This window comes from Chloroflexus sp. (assembly GCF_056331925.1).
This window is the reverse complement of sequence record NZ_JBWGQH010000018.1, coordinates 17,535-36,869: the sequence shown is the minus strand read 5'-3', so window position 1 is coordinate 36,869 and position 19,335 is coordinate 17,535. Positions and strand designations below refer to the sequence as shown.

Sequence of the window (19,335 nt, the reverse complement as noted above, 5' to 3'; positions counted from 1 at the left end):
GATGTCAGCGTTGCACAATTGCGACCTCACTACGAGCCGATCCCATCGCCAGACCAAGGAGATGTTCTATGCGTATTATCTTTCTCGGCAGTCCCTCCTATGCAGTACATGCACTCGATGCACTGGTGGCTGCCGGGTATACGATTGTTGGCGTTGTTACGCAACCGGATCGCCCGGCCGGGCGCGACCGGCGGTTGACACCACCCCCGGTGAAGGTTGCCGCGTTGGCCCATGGCTTGCCGGTGCTCCAACCGGAGACGCTGCGTGCTCCAGCAGTAGTCGAGACGCTGCGGGCACTACAGCCGGATGTCGGTGTGGTGGCAGCGTATGGTGAGATCTTACGCCGGGCCGTGCTCGAGATTCCGCCGTTGGGTTATCTGAATATTCACCCGTCGTTGTTGCCGCTCTATCGGGGACCGACTCCGGTGGCCGGTGCGATTTTGGCCGGTGAAACGGTCACCGGCGTGACAATTATGCGACTTGATCCCGGTATGGATAGTGGTCCCATTTTAGCCCAAGCGATGGTCGATCTTCCACCAAATGCGCGTACCGGCCCACTCACCGATGAGCTGTTTCGGCTGGGTGCTACGTTGTTGGTCGAGGTGCTACCTCGCTACGTGCGTGGCGAGATCGAACTGCGTCCCCAAGATCACGGCCAAGCAACCGTCACCAAGATGCTCAAAAAGGAAGATGGCCGGATTGATTGGACGTTGCCGGCAATTGTGATCGAGCGAATGACCCGCGCTTATGATCCATGGCCGAGTGCGTATACGTTCTGGCGTGGTCAGATGTTGCGAATTATGAGTGCCGCTGTGGTCCCGACCGATGCCTTGGCTACGCCAGGAATGGTGATTGGCCGGAGTGCCCACGGTCATCCGTTGGTGCAGACCGGTAGCGACGCCCTTGAATTGGTTGAGGTGCAGCCGGCGAGCCGTCGCCCAATGAGTGGTGCAGCATGGTTGGCCGGTGTTCATGCTCCTGAGATTGTGTTGGGTGCTGACACACCACTATAACGCAGTGCGTTATTGACGACCTTGCGTTTTGTCTCTGAACCGCGTATAATCCCAATACGGGCAACGACATATGCTAGAGCTGCCGAGAGATGTGGGAGACGCCTTATGCCATTCTTCAAAGATGAGGAAGAGCTGCGACAGGTTTTAGGGACGCTCTATGATCGGGTTAAATGCGATGCGCAGATTGCGCCACGGATCTGCGAAGGCCGGATCGTCATTCAGTTTCGCTACGAAGAACCGCACGGTGTTGTTACCATCGATGCTGCCCATCCACCGACTCAGCCCGGTGCGTATTGCGATGTGTTCTGGGGTGATGTCGATCTCAAGCCCGATGTTGAGATGAGCATGAAAGCAGATATCGCTCACCAATTTTGGCACGGCAAGATCAATCTGATGACGGCACTAGCACGACGGCAAATTATTGCGAAAGGTCCAATTCCTAAAATCCTCAAGCTCTTACCTGCAGTTGAGCCGATATACACGATCTACCCCAACATGCTGCGTGAAATGGGGCGTGAAGATTTAGTTATCACCAAATAGTCGGTATCCTCGCTTGCCTATGCCAACAACGAGCGAGATGTACGAACTCGGTGCTGCCGATGCCGAACGGGGAGAATTCAACCCTTTCTACTACCAGCACTACTACTACTACCGGTTAGGGTATGATTCGGTGCGCCGCCGTCGCTCATGGCGCACGCCCGTGAGTATTGCGCTATTCGTGATGGGTGGTATTCTTCTGGTGACGGTGGTTGTCTGGTTCGTCGGACGTTTGGGTCCGGCTGTCGTCGCACAACCGATGGTGACTCCCCAAACAACAGTGGCTGTGGCAACACCGTCACCTATTCCGCCAACGCCTTCACCGTTGCCTTCACCGACTACGGAGCCAACGCCGACGCCGCCAACGTTGCAAGTTGGTGGCCGGGCTGTTATCGTTAACGTAGGGAATGCCGCGCTGCGCCTGCGGTCGGCTCCAGGCCTAACTGCGCGCGTAGTGGCGCTCATTCCGGCCGGTCGTGAAGTGATCCTGCGCGAAGGGCCGGTTGACGCCGATGGTTATACGTGGTGGCGGGTGGAAGTAGGTAGTGTGAGTGGGTGGTGTGCCGTTGCTACCCCCGATGGGACGCTGTTTCTCGAACCGCATGTGCCCTGAACGTGAGCGATGCATCTATATTGGTACAAACATCTCCGTTCGACTGAACTTCATCCTTACTGTGATGGTGTGGCTGTTTCAACCAGAGCGGCATACGGGCCACGCTGAGCCGGTGGTAGCATAGATGCAATCTTCACCATCATTTCAGTGGTTAAGCGTTCCATCACATCGGCGGGAATGCGATTATCGGGCAGCGGGTCGATGCGGTAGGGTTCACCAACAGTAATATAGACCGGTTTGCGCAGTAAGGTGCCGCGGAAGCCATGTTCGGTGCCGGTGATGGCCATTGGCACAATTGGTACGCCGGCCTGCATCGCCAGTCGGATTGCACCACCACGACCCGATTGCAAGATGCCGTTGCGGCTGCGGTGTCCTTCGGGAAAGATCAGCAATACGGCTCCATTCCGTAGTGCGTCGGTGGCAGCATCGAGTGCAGCGAGGTCACGTTTGCCACGGCGGATCGGAATCACGTGCATCGTGCGAAAAAACCAGCCGGCTATAGGGTTTGCGAAGATCTCGATCTTTGCCAACCACGAAAGCCGATAGCGGAATGGTAAGAGCGCACCAACCGCGGGAATGTCAACCCAATTGATATGATTCATGACGAGGATCATCCCACCCTGCTCACGCGGTGGTAAGTTTTCAATACCGGTGATTGACCATCGCCACCAGCCAATGAGCCGAAAAAAGTTGATGATGAGGTAGAGAATACCGTACACGACGTAGGCGAACATGACCTCCTCACGCAATCTACCAATAACGGCCACTCGTGGATTTAACGGCCAAGATCGAAACCAAACACTAAGCGCCCGCCAAGCCAACCCCCGACAATCAGAAAGAGACTACCGGCGATATGCCAACTGAGATAGCTCTGTCGCTGGGTTAGATGGTAAACGATATCGGGCTGTCGCCGTCGAATGAGCCAAACTCGTCCGTAACATAACGTTGCGATAAGACTGGCCGCTGCATGACCATTTGTCCATAAAAGTACCGGGTCATCGGTAGGACGGCCAAACACTTGACGAGCGGCATCAAAGAGACCACTGGCAATGGCGACGACTGCGCCGATGAGGCCAAAGATGAGACAGTGGTATGCGCTTTGTTCCCACTGCTTCTGACCGGTGCGCAGTGCTATTAGGGTGAAGAGACTACTGGCTAACAGCAGCCCGATAGGTATATGGACTGTAGCGGGATGCAATGCGTACATCGCCTATATTATACCATACTCGTGTGCCGACTCGATGCGAATCCTGCCTGCGCTATATTCATCGATCTGTTTGCTGATAGTAGCAGCTTGATCGGCCGGCAAACCGACTGTAATCGTAATCGCGGCGGCAAATGTTTCATCAATGATCACAGCCGCATTGGCTTCCAGCAGCCGACGGATCATCGTGTAGTCGGCGTATGGGACGTGAAGGGTGATGTATCGATAGATAACCCGTTGGGTACGTGGTACTATGGCAAGGACGGCGCGGGTAGCGTCGCTATACGCCCGAACCAATCCCCCTACACCGAGCAGGGTGCCACCGAAATAGCGGGTGACAATCACCATGATGTCACCGAGATTGGCTCCACGCAGTACCGCCATCATCGGTCGACCGGCGGTACCGGCCGGTTCACCATCGTCACTCATCCCGGCGACAGTGCTGGCGCCATACCCGATCAGGTACGCATAGCAATGATGGGTCGCGTCGGGCATTTCAGCACGGACTGCCGCAATCGCGGCACGGGCCGCTTCTACAGTTGAGGTAGGGATCGCCTGTGCGATAAAACGGGAACCGCGCACAACAATTTCTGTTCGTGCCGGTGCAGCCGGGATGGGGTAGCGAGTCATGGTATCTGTGTTTCATTCCACAACGGATTGGCGAGTTCGTCAATGGCAGCCGCAACTGCTGCTAATTCGGCGGCCAGGGTATAGTAGCGTGAACGACCTTCGGCGTGTCGTGCCGCCCAAAAAGGTTGAAACGGTTCGGGTATCGGATTGCGTAACGCACGGTGTACTTCGGCGAGTAAATCCCGAAACTCTAGCTCCCACCATCGGTGGAGGGCTGGACTGAGGGTACTACCCGGTGGCCCAAAATCGGCCAGTAACCGACGAGCGAATTCACGGGCAAGTGCTTGCTGTTCGTGTGCCATCGCTACCGCTTGTGCGGCTAGTTCGGCTAACCGACCGGCAATCTGGGTCGGTGTGGCCGGTAGCGTGATGGTGTCAGATGCTTGCTGTAAGTGAATACGTCCGCCCCTAGATGTGAGTAACGCTAGCGTGAGATGATCGGCCGGTGCCACAACGCGGATCGGATGGAGGGCAACCGCATGACCTGAATCCCACGCAATCGGTGCTTGTTCGCCGGTGCCGATCAAGATGCGAGGTGTCGGTGCGGTCAGAATTGCCGTAGCAGGCGACGGCATTTCCCACCATAACGGCTCGGTGTGATCGGTATAGGCGCTCAATCGTCGGTTGAGTCCGGGGTGGCGTTGGATCAAGTCGGTGACGCTCGTGATCGCAGACTGCTGGCTGTACCCCGGAGGTATGACTAACAACCAGCGGTCGCCGATGGGAGTATGCCACGGTTGTAACGTAGATCTGTCGACCAATGGACGAAAGAATGATGCACAAGCCGGCTCGAAGATAACGGCTTGATCGCGTTCGGCACGGGTGAATACAAGTGCCGGATGCGGTGTTGGCAGACCGTTCAGGAGGGTAGGCATAATAAAAAGGGCATGCTACAATACAGACGATGATATAGTATACAACTGTATCATACCTTGTATTAAACCCTGAATTTCGGAGAACGCCATAGATTACCACCTCTCTTTATCTATGGCATATGTTGGTACACTAAGGAGCAGCCCATGACCGATCTGGCCGAGCAAGCGCCATCGGTTGCGGTAGGCACCCCTATTTTACCTCTCAAGATCACACCGCCGCCGGTGCGACGAGAGGAGATCCTTCGTCACGATTTGCAGGCGTTACTGACCGAAGTACGTTTATTACCGGTGACGGTCGTTGTTGCCCCTGCCGGCTATGGCAAAACGACACTTCTCGCACAGTGGGCTGACCAACTCACTCAGACGGGTGCCCAGGTAGCGTGGCTTGGGTTCGATACGAGTGATCAAGAGCCGGCCTTACTGTTAACGTACTTGATTGTGGCTATCCGGCGTTTACTCCCTACCGCCGGTGAGCAAGCGTTGCGTCTCTTGCAGAGTCTGGACAGTCTTAAGCAAAACTGGCCATTGGTTGCCGGTGCGTTACTGAGTAATGTGCAACGTGAATTGCAGTCACCGGCTATTTTGATGCTCGACGACGTACATCTTGTCAGTGAAGGCCCGATAACTACCGAACTGTTAGGTTATCTTCTCCGTGCTGCACCACCGAATTTGCATATTGTGATGGCTTCGCGCCGGCCCCTGACGTTTGCGCCACTGCCGCGCCTACGCGCCGAGGGTGGGTTGCTCGAGATTGGTGCGTCTGATCTCTTGTTGCAACGCGATGAGGCCATTGAGTTGTTAGCGCGCGTCGGTGTGGTATTGCCCGACGATGAACTTGACCTGTTACTCGAACGGACCGGTGGCTGGATGTTGAGTGTGCAGTTGGCGGTGCGCACATTGGCGCGCCAGACACCTGAACAGCGTCGAGCTTATCTCCAGGGTTTGGCGACAAATCAGCACGATCTCTTTGAGTATTTGGCTTCAGAAGTGTTGGGCATGCTCCCGAGCCACTTAGTTGACCGTCTGATCTGTACGGCATTGTTTGGTCAAGCGATCCCCTCACTCCTCGATGAAGCCCTAGGAGTTGATGATAGCACGCAACTGCTCGAGCAAGCGATTGATTTTGGTCTACCGCTCACCGTTGAAACCGATGGCACTTCCGGTGAACGGGTGTTTCGCTTCCATCCACTCTGGCAGCGCTTACTAGCCGATCAGGCCCTATTGCGCTTCGACCGGGTCTTTGTTCGTGAGCTTCATGAGCGGTTTGGGATGACCCTGGCCCGGCACGATCAGATCGAGGCGGCTTTGCGTCATCTGGCCGCGGCGGAAAATCCGGCAGCGATTGCCTATGCCCTGCGCGAGTACGCATGGCCGCTGATCGATTCTCCCCAACGCGAGAGTCTACGCAATTGGATCGAGCGCTTGCCACAGGATGCACGCGAACGTGATCCGGCGCTGCTCCATATGTATGGATGGAGCTTTTTTAACACCAATCGGGAACGCGCATTACAGTTGATCGCACAAGCTGCCGAACAGTATCGATTAGCCGGCGCCACCGATCAAGAAATGCGCGCGTTGCGCGATATGGCTGTTTTGCTCTTTTGGGCCGATACACCGGCCGAGTTTGCTCGCGTGTGCCGGCGAGTGATCGAAGCCGCAACCCGCATCAACGATGCCTGGTCGCGTGGTGCAGCACTGGTTGGGTTCATGGCGTTGCTCTATAGCCAAGGGCGGTTCCGGGCCGCGTTGCGAGTAGGGCGGTGGGCAGAACGGTGGCCGCTGAGTGTGCTTTGGCAGTGGTTGTTGGCGGTGTTGCGTTCGTCAATCTATGTGCAACAGGGCTATCCGGCCGAGGCACTGACGGCCATCCGTGCCGCTCTTGATCTGCCCCGAATTGATCGCAACGATATGCTGCGCCAGTCGTTGTTGTTGTTACAGGCGTTAGCCCTCTATCAGCAAGGTCAGAGCGAAGTTGCTCTTGATCAAGCACAAGAGTGCTATTTTCGTCTGAACGACTACACCCCTGGCAGTGTGTTGACCGGTAATGCGGTGCTGATCCTGGCGTTACTCTTAGTTGAGCACGAGCGCTTTGATGAGGCGGCGACGTATCTGCAACGGGGACGGCAAATTGCGAGTCAGCTTGATGACCGGTTATTAGGAATGCGGGTGCGTGTCGTTGAGATTTACGCTGCGTTACGAAGCCAATCGCCGACGGCTGCCGCACAAGCTGTTGCATTTTGGCACAAATTACGCGAGTGCGCCGATCCTAATACACCGGTGACCCGTGAGAGCGACTTGCAGTCCTTCCAGATACACGATGCGTGGATGCAGACTCTGTTGCTGCTCGCGATGGGTGAAGGTGGTGAGACTGAACAAGCGTTGGCGATGGCCGATTCGTTGCTCGCGTTTATCGTTCGGCGTCGCGATGGTCTGTTTCAGGCGGTTATTCATATCTACCGCGCCTATTTGATGTTCCAGCAACAACCGCACATGGAGGCTGTGGCCGATGATATTCGTATCGCCTGTACGATCTGCGACCGCGTCGGTGTGGAGACGTTGCCCTTCCTACCACGTCCGGTGATGCTCTGGGCCATCAAAACGGCACTACAGCTTGGGCTGTCGAGCCGGGCAATGATTGCTGCATTGCGCAATTTTGATACTGCAACCCTGACCTCCATCTTGGTACCACTCCTCGATGAAGCGTACCCAACGACACTCCGGGTACGTATCGCCGGCTTGGTCGGTGAGTTGGGGTTGGTTCAAGCTTACAGTACATTACGTTCGTTATTGAAGGAACGTGTACCAGACCTTCGGCAAGCCGCCGCGGATGCGCTGGAACGGCTGGCGTATCGTCCCCCCTACCGGCTGATCATTCGTGCGCTCGGTGGGTTTCAGGTGTTGCGCGGCGATCAAGAAGTGCGTGAACGGGATTGGCGCAGTATCAAAGCACGCCATCTGCTCCAGCTCCTCCTGATTGAGCGGGGCCGTATGTTGTCGCGCGATCAAATTATGGATATGCTCTGGCCCGGCCTTGATGGTGATTCGGCATCGAATAATCTGCGCGTGACCGTTAGCCGGCTCATTAAAGCGCTCGAACCGGATCGTCCTGAAGGCGCACCAACTTACTACATTTTGCAACAGGGTGATACCTACGGTTTCAACGTTGATAGCGACCATGAATACGATGTTGCCACCTTCGTGCAGGCGGTTGAACGCGGGCGACGCGCGTTACAGCGTAACCACTATGATGAGGCACGCGAAGCATTTCAACAGGCTGTGACGATCTATACCGGCCCCTTCTTACCCGACAGTCTCTATGAGGATTGGTCGGTGGTTGAGCGTGAGCGGTTGGGGTTGCTGTTTAACGATGCCGCTCTTAGTTTAGGTCGCCTCCTGTTTGAAGAAGGTCGCTACCGAGAGGCAATTACGTTAGGGTGGCGTGTTCTTGAATATGACAAAGCTCAAGAAGAGGCGTATCAGTTGCTGATCCGGGCGTATGGAGCGATTGGCGAGCGCGGTACAGCGATCCGGCTGTATCATCGCTGTGTTGCCGCGCTACGTGATGAGTTGGGCGTCGAGCCACTGCCGGAGACCGTTGCGCTGTTTGAACAGGTGCGTGGGCGCCGGTCTTCGTAGCTACTATGTGGTTGGGCTTGATGTCGGATCGGTGGTAGTGTTATTGGTGCTGGCGTGCAAATGATTCGTAATGAAGGCCAGAAGTTCTTCAAGTTGATCAATCCGACACTCGAAGCCGGTACCGATATGCTGTATCCGTCCGTGCCATTGCTGCGCTGTCTTACCTTCATTCTCAGCGACGACAATGCGGACCAAAAAAGATTCGACTCGGCGTGTCGCCATACGTTCATTCCTTGTGCTATCCTATTCTGTCGCATACCCTCACGTATCTTGGTAGTATCATACTGAGGGATTCTTACCATTTCGTAACCGTTTTTTGTGAAGATGCTGAGGAAACAATGCAAGCAGTGATTGCTGTGTTACCCGGCGATGGGATCGGGCCGGAAGTGGTGACTGAAGGGGTGAAGGTGTTGCAGGCGGTCGCAGTGCGGTTTGGTCATACCTTCACTCTGCGCGAAGGCTTGATCGGCGGTTGTGCAATCGATGCCACCGGTGAACCATTACCGGCAGAGACCGTAGCCCTGTGTCGTGCATCCGATGCAATTTTGCTCGGCGCTGTGGGCGGGCCAAAGTGGGACGATCCGCAGGCTCGGGTTCGACCTGAGCAGGGATTGCTCGGTATTCGCAAGGCGCTCGGCCTTTTTGCCAATCTACGACCGGTGACGGTCCATCCGCGGCTGATCGGTGCATCGCCGTTGCGCCCCGAACGGCTGCAAGGTGTTGATTTGATCGTCGTGCGTGAATTGACCGGTGGTATCTATTTTGGTGAGAAACGGCGTGAACGTGGTCCTGATGGTGAATGGGCGAGTGATCTGTGTCTCTATAGCGAAGCAGAGATTGTGCGGGTGGTACGAGTAGCCGGACAACTAGCTCGACGCCGACGTGGTAAGCTTACCTTGGTCGATAAAGCTAATGTGCTTGAGACGAGTCGGTTATGGCGGAGTATCACAACCCGTCTCGTCCGCGAGGAATTTGCCGATCTAGAGTTCGAGACGATGCTGGTCGATGCTTGTGCAATGCATCTGATCCGTCGACCGACCGATTTTGATGTGATCGTGACCGAAAATATGTTCGGTGACATCCTCACCGATGAAGCGTCGATGCTGGCCGGTTCGATGGGGATGTTGCCGTCGGCGTCGCTCGCCGAAGGTCGGCTTGGCCTCTACGAGCCGATCCACGGTTCGGCGCCAGATATTGCCGGTCAGGGTAAGGCTAATCCGCTGGCAACGATTCTCAGTGTGGCAATGCTGTTGCGCCATTCGCTTGATTTGCCTGAAGAAGCCGCGTGTGTCGAGGCGGCAGTCGCAACGGTCATCGACCGTGGGATTGTAACGGCCGATATTGCCACTCCCGGTCAGGTCGTCGCCACAACGGCTGCCGTTGGTGATGCCGTGGCCGCCGTCATTGCCGGGTAAGGCGATCGTTGTCGATGTCACCAACGATAGGGTTTACCACAGACGCCATTGTTATCGCAGCAAAAGGAGCGCTCAATGGAGCGAAAAATTCGCGTACTGGTTGCCAAACCTGGTCTTGATGGTCATGATCGCGGTGCGAAAGTGATTGCACGTGCTCTCCGTGATGCCGGTATGGAGGTGATTTACACCGGTCTGCAACAGACTCCGCAGATGATAGTTGAAGCAGCTCTCCAGGAAGATGTTGATGTGATCGGTCTTTCGATTCTCTCCGGCGCCCACATGACGCTACTCCCTAAGGTGATGCAGTTGCTGCGCGAACAGGGGATGACGGATGTGTTGGTCGTCGCCGGCGGGATCATCTCCGACGAAGACGCTGCGATCCTCAAGCGCGAACATGGCATCGCCGAGGTCTTTGGACCGGGTTCATCAACCCAGGCTATCATCGACTTCATCCGGGCAAACGTTCCGTTGGCGCGGGGTTAAGCATGAACGAACACGACTTGGTGACGCGCCTGCGCAATGGCGAACGGCGAGCCTTAGCGCGCGCTATTTCGTTGGTAGAACAGGGAGGGTCGGCAGCACGAGCAGTATTAGCTGCCGCCTATCCATACGCCCACGCCCACCGGGTAGGTGTTACCGGACCGCCCGGCGCCGGAAAGTCGACCCTCGTGACCGCACTGGCCCAAGAGTGGCGGAAACGTGGTGTGACGGTTGGTATTGTTGCCGTCGATCCGTCATCTCCGTTCAGTGGTGGCGCCGTGCTCGGTGATCGGATCCGTATGCAGGTGCTCGGTGGTGACCCCGGTGTGTTTATCCGTAGTATGGCCAGCCGTGGGCGGATGGGTGGTCTGGCCCGAGCGACGGCTGATGCCGTGACTCTGATCGCTGCTGCCGGCTTTTCGGTTGTGCTCATCGAAACGGTTGGGGCCGGTCAGGATGAGGTGGATATTGCCCAAACTGCCGATACGACCATCGTGGTCGAAGTGCCCGGTATGGGCGATGATGTTCAGAGTATTAAAGCCGGCATGCTAGAGATTGCCGATATTTTCGTCGTCAATAAGGCCGATCGACCGGGTGCCGATCAGACGGTACGCCAGTTGCGTACAATGTTGCAATTGGGCGGCGGATCGACCGATGGTTGGGTGCCACCGGTCTTGACCGCCGTTGCGACAACCGGCGAGGGATGTGGACAAGTGGTTGATGCGGTGAACCAACACCGGCAGTTTCTCACCACAACCGATATGCCGGCCCGACGAGCGCTCATGGTTGCTGAACGTGAATTGACTACAGCAATTCAAGAACTTGTTCTCGAACGGTTGCGTGGCCCACGGTGGAATACCATTGTTGGTGAGATTGCCGCACGTCGGCGAGATCCATATGCGGCAGCGAGTGAGTTATTGGATGGGTGGCCCACGTAGTTGCTGCTTGTGGTAGGATACAGCCGGAACTATTCACCGAATCAAGCCAAGGAGGCATTTCGTGCAGGTCAATCCATCAATTTTTAAGGCGTATGATATTCGGGGTATTTATCCGACCGAGCTAAACGAAGAGATTGCTTACCTGATCGGGCGCGCCTTTGTTACGTTTCTCGGCGCCGACACGGTCATTGTTGGCCGTGATATGCGTACCTCTGGGCCGGCGTTGTTCGATGCGGTGACCCGTGGCATTATGGATCAGGGCGCCGATGTCGCCGACATCGGGATGGTTAGCACCGATCAATACTACTTTGCGTGTACACAGCTCGGTTTACCGGGTATGATGGTCACGGCATCGCACAATCCAAAGCAATACAACGGCTTCAAGATGGTGCGTCGCATGCCCTATCTCTTGTCAGGTGATGAGGGTATCCAGGATTTACGCCGCTTAGTCGAGCGTGAAGCCTTCCCTACACCGACCCGACGCGGCGAGCGTCGCGAGTACGATTTCAAAGAGCAGTTTGTGCAGAAGGTGCTCTCCCTGATCGACGTTGAGGCGATCAAGCCGCTCAACGTGATCGTAGATACCGGTAATGGGATGGTTGGTCCTATCCTGCAAGCGGTCTATGCCCGCCTGCCGATCCAGTTGACCGGAATGTATCTCGAACCCGATGGCACTTTGCCGAATCACGGTCTTGACCCGTTGATGCCGGAGAATCGGGCCGAATTACAGCGGCGGGTGAAGGAGGAAGGCGCCGACATTGGTTTTGCCTTTGATGGCGACGGTGACCGCTTCTTTGCGATTGACGATCGCGGTGAGTTTATCTCCGGCGACTTCCTGACGGCGATTTTAGGTCGTTATCTGCTCGAGAAGGAGCCAGGCGCGAAGATTCTCTACGATGTGCGTGCCTCGTGGGCGGTACCCGACGAAGTGCGTGCCGCCGGAGGTATTCCGTTGGTCGAGCGGGTTGGTCATGCGTTTATCAAACGGCGTATGGCAAACGAAGATGCGATCTTTGCCGGTGAGGTCTCCGGTCACTACTACTTTAAAGCCTTTGCCTTTGCCGATTCGGGCATTATCCCCTCGCTCTATCTGCTCGAAATGCTGTCGAAGCGTGGCGTAAAGATGAGCGAGCTGTTGAGCCGACTCGAGTCGCGCTACTTCATCTCAGGCGAGATTAATTCGCGGGTGAGCGATGTGCGTGCCAAGCTTGAAGAGATTGCCGAACGGTATCGCGATGGCAAGATCGAGCGGATCGATGGTGTCTCGGTGAGCTACGATACGTGGCACTTCAATGTACGTGGTTCCAACACTGAGCCGCTGATCCGGCTCAACCTCGAGTCGATTGCCTCGCGAGCCGAGATGGAAGCGAAGCGTGATGAGGTGTTGGCAGTGATTCGATCATAATTTCCGCTTGCACCGCGTTGATCCTGAACGGCTGGCTTTGGTTGGGATTAGCCTCGGCGGTGCCCATGCCATCACAACCGCCGCGGTTGATGAGCGGGTGAAAGCGGCAGTGGCCCTCGAACCGCCGGGTAATGGTGCGCGTTGGTTGCGTAGTCTGCGTCGTCATTGGGAATGGCGCGAGTTTCTGGTGCGCTTGGCCGAAGATCGGCGACGACGGGTTATGACCGGCGTCTCAACACTGGTCGATCCGTTGGAGATTGTCGTACCTGACCCTGAATCACAAGTATTTCTCAATCAGGTGAGCGCAGAATTTCCACAGATGCAGGTGATGGTACCGCTCGAAAGTGCTGAGGCACTGATCGAGTATGCACCCGAAGAAATGGTACATTGCCTTGCCCCACGCCCATTATTGATCGTCCACGGTGATGCCGATCAATTGGTGCCGTTGGCCGAGGCCGAGGCTATTGCGATCCGGGCTGGCTCATCTTGCCGGCTGGACATCGTACCCGGTATGAGCCATTTCAACTGGGTAGTACCGGGTAGCACCGGTTTTACCCGAGTAACTGATCGTATCGTCTCATTCCTCCACGAGGTATTACCGGTACACGTAGGGTAGGCATCATCTCTTTAATGAGCGCGGGGCCGCTGTGCCCCGCGCTGTGTTTGCTATGATCACGGTTGGTATCATTGCAAATCCGGCTTCAGGCAAAGACATCCGGCGTCTTGTTGCCCATGGCTCGGTGTTCGATAACGAAGAGAAGGTAAGCATTATTAAACGGGTGTTGCTGGGGTTAGAGGCGGTTGGTGTGCAACACGTCTGGATTATGCCCGATCGCTTTGGTATCGGTCTGAAGGCGCTCGATAACCTGCCGTTGCAGATCAAAGCAACATTACTCGATATGCCGGCATGGTTTATGCCTGATGACTCGCGGCGGGCGGCGCAATTACTGGCCGAGCGCGGGGTTGGTTGTATCGTCACCCTTGGTGGTGATGGAACCAACCGCTTGGTGGCAAAGGGTTGTGGTGATGTGCCACTGATGCCAATTTCGACCGGCACTAACAACGTGTTTCCAATGATGATCGAAGCAACAACGGCCGGTCTGGCTGCCGGATTGGTGGCGAGTGGGCGCGCTGATGCGGCGGTCTCGCGCGCACCACGGATCGACGTGTATCGGTTGGCTGCCGGTCAGAGCGATTTCACGCCCGATGCACCTGATGATATCGCATTGGTTGATGCCGCTATCTACAATGAGCGATTTGTCGCTGCCCGCGCAATCTGGGATAGTGGGCGGATTACCGATCTTGTTCTGACCCGCGCCGAGCCGGGGAATATCGGTTTGTCGTCGATTGGAGCCAACGTATTGGCCGGTAACTATCCACCAGGGCATGGATTATACTTGCAATTGGATACGAGTGGGATACCGGTGCGCGCGCCGGTTGCACCAGGCTTGATGCAGACGGTTCATGTCGCCGCGCATTGCGTGCTGGCTCCCGGTGAGATGGTCCGTGTGTATCGCGCTCAACCGGCGGTGTTGGCGTTCGATGGTGAGCGCGAACTCGAGCTGCGGGCCGGCGAGACGGCGTTGCTGCGGTTTAATCCGCATGGACCGCGCGTGATCGATCCACGACGGGCGATTGCGTTAGCGGCTGCGAGTGGTGTGTTTATCGGCTGATGATAGTAACACGCCGGTTATTCCTTTTAGGAGCGCAGCACACTTGGTTAGGAAATAGCGTGAGGGTGGGGAGAATTGAATATTCTTTACGGAATTATAGCGCATCCATCGGCCTGATCGTGTTAGAGTACATTATGGAGGTGATGCAGCTTTGGCGGTTGCCATCCTCGTCGGTCTAGGGTACAATTTAACAGTTATGCTACCGGCTAAGGAGTAGAGTTGATGGTAACCTATGACGATCTCGTGATGGCATTGGAAGATGCTTGGCTCAGCGTTGGCCTGCACGAACACACGTTGATCGAGAGTTTTATACCCGCCACGCACGATCGCACGTGCAAGATTGAATTATTCCCCGATCACGCCGAGCCGCTCACATTGGCGACGATGCCGCCCTGGCTTGAAATAACGTTTACGTGGTCGCCGGTCCATCAGTTGATCAGCGAGGGGCGCGATCTGCCGGCCGATCCACTGGAGTTGACGTTGACGTATACGGTGACGTTGACCAATCACCGTGATCGGAGTGATGTAGAATTGGTGCGGATGTTTCAACGCGCTGTGCATAGTGCCTTTACCCACCACTTTCCCAATGAGGTCATTGAGATTGAACCGGTTTCGGTAGAGGTACGGCGGATTTACCAGCCGGTCGAACAGCGGGTTGAACTTGAGGCGATCCAGTTGGTAAGTGCTACCATGGTCGATCTGTTTGAACAGTGGGAAGACCGTGATGTGCAGAGTTTGCGCCGTCTGATCCGTTCTGAGTTGCAATTGGCCCGCACGATTATCGCTAATCTGAGCGAGACGTTTCATTCCCGCGGTAACGGTAACTACCGTTCGGTCGATGCTGCGTAATCGTTGTCGTCTCTTTCCTCTACTGCCCTACTCCAAGGATCCAACCGGCAGTAATAAACGCGCTGCCGGCCAGTACATACCGCACCGATGCCGGTGCGGAGCCAAAAGCGATAGTGCTGGCGATGGCGGTTGCGCTACTCATGGCTGTGATGAGCCACGGTAAGGTGCTGCCAATCTCGGTGTAAACGTTCAGTGCTGTGCTGATCGGTAAGGAGCCGATCAGTATCAAACCGAGCCGACTCGTTGCCAGTGCAAGATCCGTTGGTGGGGGTAACAAGTACGGTAACGCAGCTAGCCACGTTATCGTACCGATGCTAAGTGCGATTTGGTAGGGAAGTGCGGTAGGCCAACGAAGTAGGCCTCCGAGATCGAACGTCGCGGTGGCGCTGATGAGCGCAAGCATAGCGCTGAGGAGTGGTACATAGCCCTCGATGAGGCGCGGTGGATCGAGTGGTGTCGTGGCGAAACGGCGAACAACCGGCCAGAGGAGGAGTACCAATGCGGTCGGTAGATCAAGGCCATAGGGGAATGACGGCGCTGTGACTAACGGCAACAGGGTGATCGCACAGAGTGGCGGGAGCACATCGAGTAAGGTAACGGCATAGAGCCGTTCAACTTGCCGGCAACCGCTTATGTATGCGACCAGCAGGGATAGGAGGAAGGCACTTAACCCACCTGGAAAGATCAGCACTCGTACCCATGCTTGCCCTAATGCGCCAAGGAGATCGGTCATACCCATTTACACCAACGACTGATCAGCCACGCTAAGGCGCCGATCAATCCCATTAAGAGCAAGAGGACAACGCCGGGTGCCGTGGCTGCTATCCGTGAACCGGCATCGAAAGCCAGCATCCCTGCCCATCCCCACGGTTCAATAGCGCCGTAGGGGGTTAATCCACCCTGCAACTGATCACTGATCGGACGGATCAACCAGCGTGATAGCGCCGGCGCCGCGATACCAAGACCCAGACTCACTCCGGCACCAACGGTGCTCGCCAAACGACGAGCCGTTTGTATCTGTCGGCCACCGGCTACCATCAGCAGCAATGCAGTAGCCCATACGACAACTGCTAAAGCTGCTACACCGGCTGCCATGACGGCGGCACTTGCCGACCACAGTGCGACGAAGCCGAGTGTTCCCGGTACGGCGCCGCTTAACAGCCAACCGGCCCACCGGCTCGTGCCGGCAGCAGGTTGCGTCAATCGACGAACGGTCAGGTGACCGAAGAGCAAACCGGTTGCCACGACTCCTGCCGACGAGGCACAGCCAATGGCAATGATCGCTAAGCCACTGAGACTGCGGGTTATCCATTCTTCGGCAGCAAACGGATCGCTGCTCGTAAGGGCATACCACGCGGTGCCAACGCCAAGCGTACCACCAACCACGAATGCGGCCAGTTGCCACCCAAGATTCCACGGCCCGACGCTGAACAGTCGGAGGAGTGCGACCAGTCCGGTAACGGTTGCCAAAGGATCGACCGATGGTGGTAGGGGCGCTGCCGGTAGATCGAGCGCGCCGACCATCATCACAACGCCGGCCAGCACGAGTAAAAAGCTGATACTGTTCAACCCGTTACCACTTATTAATAGGTGCCACGACGTAGCCCGGAAACCGATCAGCCCATAACCGGCAGCCATCACGGCTCCCGCAATGCGATTCGGCCACCGCTCGCTGAAGATCGCTACGCCAAGTAGACCGACTGCGATTCCCATCAGGTGCCCACTGAACATTGCCAAACCAAGGGCCACCAGTTGGCCGATCCGTCGCCACTGGCCGGGTAAACTTAGCATTAACAATCCGGCAATGAGCAAGGTAAAACAGCTCAAGCCATCGATATAGATCACGCTGAACAGTTGTACCGGCTGGCGTTGGATTAAGGTAAAGCCGGCAATACTCCCCAAGGCAACGCTTCCACTCACCAGCCAATGTAGTGCGGTCAAGTTTATGCGCCGAATGTGGAACGATGAGGTGTGCATGCGTCGAGATTCGTGATGAGATTGTCAAAATAACCCTCGTCAATTATAATCGCCAAGTGATCGGTTGAGCAATCTTGTTTACATCTATGACCGACATCTTCCATAAACTCCTCGACATTCGTCATTCTGACGAAGAATCACGTCAGCGCGGGCGCAATATCATCATAATCGCGCTCGGTTTACTGGTAATCAACCTCATCGTTTCAAGTACGATCATTGTGGGCTTCCCCGAATCGGTCTCGCTCCTTGTCTCAACCTTTCTATCAGCTATCTTGTATGCTGGCATTGCCTTCCTGACCTGCCAAGGCTTCATTGACTTTGGTGGCTAGCTTACCGTTGGAACTTCCCAACTGCGAGTGCTTTCGGCGCTCCGGCACCTGCTTCATTGACTTTGGTGGCTAGCTTACCGTTGGAACAGCACTTGTCGGGACGACGATAGCCTCATTTGCTCAGAGCGTGTCTGAAAAGTCCATCAGGAAACCGATCTAGCCCGGATGCGAGCCAGATGCCTGACCATCAGATGCGTCATTGCGGCGTAGACCATGGCTTCACTGGTTGCGGTCAAATACTCGTAGTCTTTGCTCAGACGCCGGTAGCGACCAAGCCAACCGAAAGTGCGCTCAACGACCCAGCGACGTGGCAGCACTTGGCAGCCCTTGCCTTGATCGGAGCGCTGCACGAACTGACGCACCCAGCCGCAGACGGCATCGAACCAGTCAATGAGCTGACCAGCAGAGCCACCATCGGCCCAGATCAGCTGCAAACGCTGCACCTCTGTGTCATTTCGCGCGTAGCGAGAAATCTTACCATCCGATGTGCTCCACTCACCCTATCAAATGCCGCTAACCGGCGTTAAAGATGTCTCGCGGCGCTCGCCATGACAGGGAGGCGAGGCTCCCACTCACCATCCCAAATGCCGCTAACCAGTGTTAAAGATGTCTCGCTGCGCTCGACATGACACAGCGGCGAGGCTCCCACTCACCATCCCAAATGTCAATAACCGGTGTTAAAGATGTCTCGTTTTCCGTCGTCTTGACCGACGGGCTGTCCAGGAGACCGGCACGGGGTTCTGGGTCGCGACCGTCGGCCACCCGTACTTTCACGACGCAATGGGTCGATGAGTCGCTGCCAGGTGCCATCTCGACGCCACTGGCTGAAGTGTTCGTAGACCGTTTGCCAAGGTGGCCGGTCATGCGGCCACATACGCCAGGCACAACCGGTTCGCAACAAATATGAAGTAGAAGTTGGCATTCACAACTGCTCGCATGTCCGTGGTGCGCGACCATCCGCCCGGCTTTGTCGGTGGAATCAATAGTGCGATGATTTGCCACTCTGCATCGCTCAGGTCTGTCGGATACGCTTGTCTCGTCATGCGACAAATTTGCCACCATCAAGCAATCCTGTTAACTATTGCCTCTCCCTGTCATGTCGAGCGCAGCGAGACATCTTTAACGCTGGTTAGCGGTATTGAACCGACGCGGATCACGATTTCGTCGGAAGCGTTTTTACTAACTTCTACTATTTTGTGCGGATTCATCGCCGTGATCAGTTTTGTGCAAAGTCTCGGTAATGAGACATTACATCGTCGTCTCCAAACTGCGTTGCATCAAGCGCAACAGTCGGCCAATGAATTATAGCAACTGAATGCCGAACTTGATCGGCAGGTTGCGTTCCAAACCGAAACGTTGCACATAACTTTGCAAGAGCTTGAGGAACGTTCCCGCCAACAAGATCGGTTATTGGCTGAGGTTATTGCGCAGCGTGATGTGATCCGCCAACTGAGTGTGCCGGTCTTGCCGGTCGGGCCGGCTACCTTGGTGATGCCACTGATCGGCGCCATTGACCGTGGCCGGTTGACCACAATTCAGCAGCAGGCGCTCACGATTATCGGGCAGCAACACGCACGCTGGCTGATCCTCGATGTGACCGGTGTGCCGGTGATCGATACCGAAGTGGCAGGCGGGCTTACCCAACTGATGCAAAGTGTACGGCTGCTCGGCGCCGATGTGGTGTTAGTCGGAGTGGAGTGCGGCCTGAAGTCGCCCAGACGATGATGAGTTTGCGTATCGAATTGCCGACACCCACGTCTG

Annotated in this window: 22 protein-coding genes and 1 pseudogene; 14 read left to right on the top strand and 9 right to left on the bottom strand. The window is 56.0% G+C overall.

Features of this window, described 5'->3' with window-relative positions; translation table 11 throughout:
- Positions 1–68: 68 nt before the first annotated feature.
- The 3 genes from fmt (at position 69) to AC01ZF_RS10870 (ending at position 2,163) form a co-directional block, all read left to right on the top strand.
- Positions 69–1,013 carry a methionyl-tRNA formyltransferase gene (gene fmt / locus AC01ZF_RS10880; protein ID WP_424676487.1) on the top strand — a complete coding sequence of 315 codons (945 nt, stop codon included), beginning with the start codon at positions 69–71 and terminating at the stop codon, positions 1,011–1,013.
- 105 nt (positions 1,014–1,118) lie between these two features.
- Positions 1,119–1,553 (top strand): hypothetical protein, encoded by a 435-nt coding sequence (locus AC01ZF_RS10875; protein WP_424676486.1) that lies wholly within the window; start codon positions 1,119–1,121, stop codon positions 1,551–1,553.
- A gap of 37 nt (positions 1,554–1,590) precedes the next feature.
- Positions 1,591–2,163 (top strand): SH3 domain-containing protein, encoded by a 573-nt coding sequence (locus tag AC01ZF_RS10870; RefSeq protein WP_424676485.1) that lies wholly within the window; start codon positions 1,591–1,593, stop codon positions 2,161–2,163.
- A 56-nt stretch (positions 2,164–2,219) separates the two neighbouring features.
- Here AC01ZF_RS10870 and AC01ZF_RS10865 read toward each other — a convergent pair whose 3' ends face one another.
- The 4 genes from AC01ZF_RS10865 to AC01ZF_RS10850 are packed head-to-tail and all read right to left on the bottom strand — an operon-like array spanning position 2,220 to position 4,872.
- On the bottom strand, positions 2,220–2,897 hold the full coding sequence (locus AC01ZF_RS10865; protein WP_424676484.1) for a lysophospholipid acyltransferase family protein: 678 nt from the start codon (positions 2,895–2,897) through the stop codon (positions 2,220–2,222).
- 41 nt (positions 2,898–2,938) lie between these two features.
- Positions 2,939–3,370: a DUF2231 domain-containing protein gene (locus AC01ZF_RS10860; RefSeq protein WP_424676483.1), complete on the bottom strand. Its 432-nt coding sequence runs from the start codon at positions 3,368–3,370 to the stop codon at positions 2,939–2,941.
- A 3-nt stretch (positions 3,371–3,373) separates the two neighbouring features.
- Complete coding sequence (locus AC01ZF_RS10855) at positions 3,374–3,997, bottom strand: YigZ family protein (protein WP_428113135.1); 624 nt, start codon at positions 3,995–3,997, stop codon at positions 3,374–3,376.
- Complete coding sequence (locus tag AC01ZF_RS10850) at positions 3,994–4,872, bottom strand: hypothetical protein (RefSeq protein ID WP_428113133.1); 879 nt, start codon at positions 4,870–4,872, stop codon at positions 3,994–3,996. The genes AC01ZF_RS10855 and AC01ZF_RS10850 overlap by 4 nt, the downstream gene beginning before the upstream one ends.
- A gap of 144 nt (positions 4,873–5,016) precedes the next feature.
- Between AC01ZF_RS10850 and AC01ZF_RS10845 the strand changes: the two genes are divergently transcribed.
- Complete coding sequence (locus AC01ZF_RS10845) at positions 5,017–8,508, top strand: BTAD domain-containing putative transcriptional regulator (protein ID WP_424676480.1); 3,492 nt, start codon at positions 5,017–5,019, stop codon at positions 8,506–8,508.
- A gap of 3 nt (positions 8,509–8,511) precedes the next feature.
- On the opposite strand, the gene AC01ZF_RS10840 is transcribed toward AC01ZF_RS10845, so the two are convergent.
- Positions 8,512–8,730, bottom strand: coding sequence for a hypothetical protein (locus AC01ZF_RS10840; RefSeq protein ID WP_424676479.1), 219 nt, complete (start codon positions 8,728–8,730; stop codon positions 8,512–8,514).
- A gap of 116 nt (positions 8,731–8,846) precedes the next feature.
- Here AC01ZF_RS10840 and leuB point away from each other — a divergent pair, with 116 nt between their 5' ends.
- The 7 genes from leuB to AC01ZF_RS10805 all read left to right on the top strand — a co-directional run bounded on the left by leuB (position 8,847) and on the right by AC01ZF_RS10805 (position 15,268).
- Positions 8,847–9,923 (top strand): 3-isopropylmalate dehydrogenase, encoded by a 1,077-nt coding sequence (gene leuB / locus AC01ZF_RS10835; protein ID WP_424676478.1) that lies wholly within the window; start codon positions 8,847–8,849, stop codon positions 9,921–9,923.
- Positions 9,924–9,998: 75 nt separating this feature from the next.
- Complete coding sequence (locus AC01ZF_RS10830) at positions 9,999–10,406, top strand: cobalamin B12-binding domain-containing protein (RefSeq protein ID WP_012615892.1); 408 nt, start codon at positions 9,999–10,001, stop codon at positions 10,404–10,406.
- A gap of 2 nt (positions 10,407–10,408) precedes the next feature.
- Positions 10,409–11,341, top strand: coding sequence for a methylmalonyl Co-A mutase-associated GTPase MeaB (gene meaB / locus AC01ZF_RS10825; RefSeq protein WP_424676477.1), 933 nt, complete (start codon positions 10,409–10,411; stop codon positions 11,339–11,341).
- A 61-nt stretch (positions 11,342–11,402) separates the two neighbouring features.
- On the top strand, positions 11,403–12,746 hold the full coding sequence (locus AC01ZF_RS10820) for a phosphomannomutase/phosphoglucomutase (protein WP_424676476.1): 1,344 nt from the start codon (positions 11,403–11,405) through the stop codon (positions 12,744–12,746).
- A 7-nt stretch (positions 12,747–12,753) separates the two neighbouring features.
- A complete protein-coding gene (locus AC01ZF_RS10815; RefSeq protein ID WP_476575353.1) occupies positions 12,754–13,362 on the top strand; it encodes an alpha/beta fold hydrolase in 609 nt (202 codons plus the stop codon).
- 52 nt (positions 13,363–13,414) lie between these two features.
- The gene (locus tag AC01ZF_RS10810; RefSeq protein ID WP_424677544.1) at positions 13,415–14,419 is read left to right on the top strand and encodes an ATP-NAD kinase family protein; all 1,005 of its coding nucleotides are present in this window, start codon (positions 13,415–13,417) and stop codon (positions 14,417–14,419) included.
- A gap of 222 nt (positions 14,420–14,641) precedes the next feature.
- Entirely contained in the window at positions 14,642–15,268 is a 627-nt protein-coding gene (locus AC01ZF_RS10805) for a hypothetical protein (protein WP_424677545.1), read from the top strand.
- A 19-nt stretch (positions 15,269–15,287) separates the two neighbouring features.
- Here the strand turns inward: AC01ZF_RS10805 and AC01ZF_RS10800 are convergent, their stop codons facing one another.
- Complete coding sequence (locus tag AC01ZF_RS10800; protein ID WP_428113123.1) at positions 15,288–16,001, bottom strand: hypothetical protein; 714 nt, start codon at positions 15,999–16,001, stop codon at positions 15,288–15,290.
- Positions 15,998–17,245 carry a hypothetical protein gene (locus AC01ZF_RS10795; RefSeq protein ID WP_428113121.1) on the bottom strand — a complete coding sequence of 416 codons (1,248 nt, stop codon included), beginning with the start codon at positions 17,243–17,245 and terminating at the stop codon, positions 15,998–16,000. Before AC01ZF_RS10795 ends, AC01ZF_RS10800 begins: the two co-directional genes overlap by 4 nt.
- Positions 17,246–17,331: 86 nt before the next feature.
- On the opposite strand from AC01ZF_RS10795, the gene AC01ZF_RS10790 reads away from it, so the two are divergent.
- Complete coding sequence (locus AC01ZF_RS10790; RefSeq protein ID WP_424677548.1) at positions 17,332–17,574, top strand: hypothetical protein; 243 nt, start codon at positions 17,332–17,334, stop codon at positions 17,572–17,574.
- Between the two features lie 143 nt (positions 17,575–17,717).
- Here the strand turns inward: AC01ZF_RS10790 and AC01ZF_RS10785 are convergent.
- A pseudogene (locus AC01ZF_RS10785) lies at positions 17,718–18,011 on the bottom strand (transposase); the annotation flags it as partial.
- Between the two features lie 227 nt (positions 18,012–18,238).
- Entirely contained in the window at positions 18,239–18,496 is a 258-nt protein-coding gene (locus tag AC01ZF_RS10780; RefSeq protein WP_424677423.1) for a transposase, read from the bottom strand.
- A 119-nt stretch (positions 18,497–18,615) separates the two neighbouring features.
- On the opposite strand from AC01ZF_RS10780, the gene AC01ZF_RS10775 reads away from it, so the two are divergent.
- Positions 18,616–18,882: a hypothetical protein gene (locus AC01ZF_RS10775; RefSeq protein ID WP_424677424.1), complete on the top strand. Its 267-nt coding sequence runs from the start codon at positions 18,616–18,618 to the stop codon at positions 18,880–18,882.
- 60 nt (positions 18,883–18,942) lie between these two features.
- Positions 18,943–19,299: an STAS domain-containing protein gene (locus tag AC01ZF_RS10770; protein ID WP_424677425.1), complete on the top strand. Its 357-nt coding sequence runs from the start codon at positions 18,943–18,945 to the stop codon at positions 19,297–19,299.
- The last annotated feature ends 36 nt before the right edge of the window (positions 19,300–19,335 follow it).

Excerpts from the sequence above, each read along its gene's own strand:
- fmt (WP_424676487.1), top strand. The coding sequence starts at position 69 with ATGCGTATTATCTTTCTCGGCAGTCCCTCCTATGCAGTACATGCACTC.
- AC01ZF_RS10875 (WP_424676486.1), top strand. The coding sequence starts at position 1,119 with ATGCCATTCTTCAAAGATGAGGAAGAGCTGCGACAGGTTTTAGGGACG.
- AC01ZF_RS10870 (WP_424676485.1), top strand. The coding sequence starts at position 1,591 with ATGTACGAACTCGGTGCTGCCGATGCCGAACGGGGAGAATTCAACCCT.
- AC01ZF_RS10865 (WP_424676484.1), bottom strand. The coding sequence starts at position 2,897 with ATGTTCGCCTACGTCGTGTACGGTATTCTCTACCTCATCATCAACTTT.
- AC01ZF_RS10860 (WP_424676483.1), bottom strand. The coding sequence starts at position 3,370 with ATGTACGCATTGCATCCCGCTACAGTCCATATACCTATCGGGCTGCTG.
- AC01ZF_RS10855 (WP_428113135.1), bottom strand. The coding sequence starts at position 3,997 with ATGACTCGCTACCCCATCCCGGCTGCACCGGCACGAACAGAAATTGTT.
- AC01ZF_RS10850 (WP_428113133.1), bottom strand. The coding sequence starts at position 4,872 with ATGCCTACCCTCCTGAACGGTCTGCCAACACCGCATCCGGCACTTGTA.
- AC01ZF_RS10845 (WP_424676480.1), top strand. The coding sequence starts at position 5,017 with ATGACCGATCTGGCCGAGCAAGCGCCATCGGTTGCGGTAGGCACCCCT.
- AC01ZF_RS10840 (WP_424676479.1), bottom strand. The coding sequence starts at position 8,730 with ATGGCGACACGCCGAGTCGAATCTTTTTTGGTCCGCATTGTCGTCGCT.
- leuB (WP_424676478.1), top strand. The coding sequence starts at position 8,847 with ATGCAAGCAGTGATTGCTGTGTTACCCGGCGATGGGATCGGGCCGGAA.
- AC01ZF_RS10830 (WP_012615892.1), top strand. The coding sequence starts at position 9,999 with ATGGAGCGAAAAATTCGCGTACTGGTTGCCAAACCTGGTCTTGATGGT.
- meaB (WP_424676477.1), top strand. The coding sequence starts at position 10,409 with ATGAACGAACACGACTTGGTGACGCGCCTGCGCAATGGCGAACGGCGA.
- AC01ZF_RS10810 (WP_424677544.1), top strand. The coding sequence starts at position 13,415 with ATGATCACGGTTGGTATCATTGCAAATCCGGCTTCAGGCAAAGACATC.
- AC01ZF_RS10805 (WP_424677545.1), top strand. The coding sequence starts at position 14,642 with ATGGTAACCTATGACGATCTCGTGATGGCATTGGAAGATGCTTGGCTC.
- AC01ZF_RS10800 (WP_428113123.1), bottom strand. The coding sequence starts at position 16,001 with ATGACCGATCTCCTTGGCGCATTAGGGCAAGCATGGGTACGAGTGCTG.
- AC01ZF_RS10795 (WP_428113121.1), bottom strand. The coding sequence starts at position 17,245 with ATGCACACCTCATCGTTCCACATTCGGCGCATAAACTTGACCGCACTA.
- AC01ZF_RS10790 (WP_424677548.1), top strand. The coding sequence starts at position 17,332 with ATGACCGACATCTTCCATAAACTCCTCGACATTCGTCATTCTGACGAA.
- AC01ZF_RS10780 (WP_424677423.1), bottom strand. The coding sequence starts at position 18,496 with ATGCCAACTTCTACTTCATATTTGTTGCGAACCGGTTGTGCCTGGCGT.
- AC01ZF_RS10775 (WP_424677424.1), top strand. The coding sequence starts at position 18,616 with ATGCGACAAATTTGCCACCATCAAGCAATCCTGTTAACTATTGCCTCT.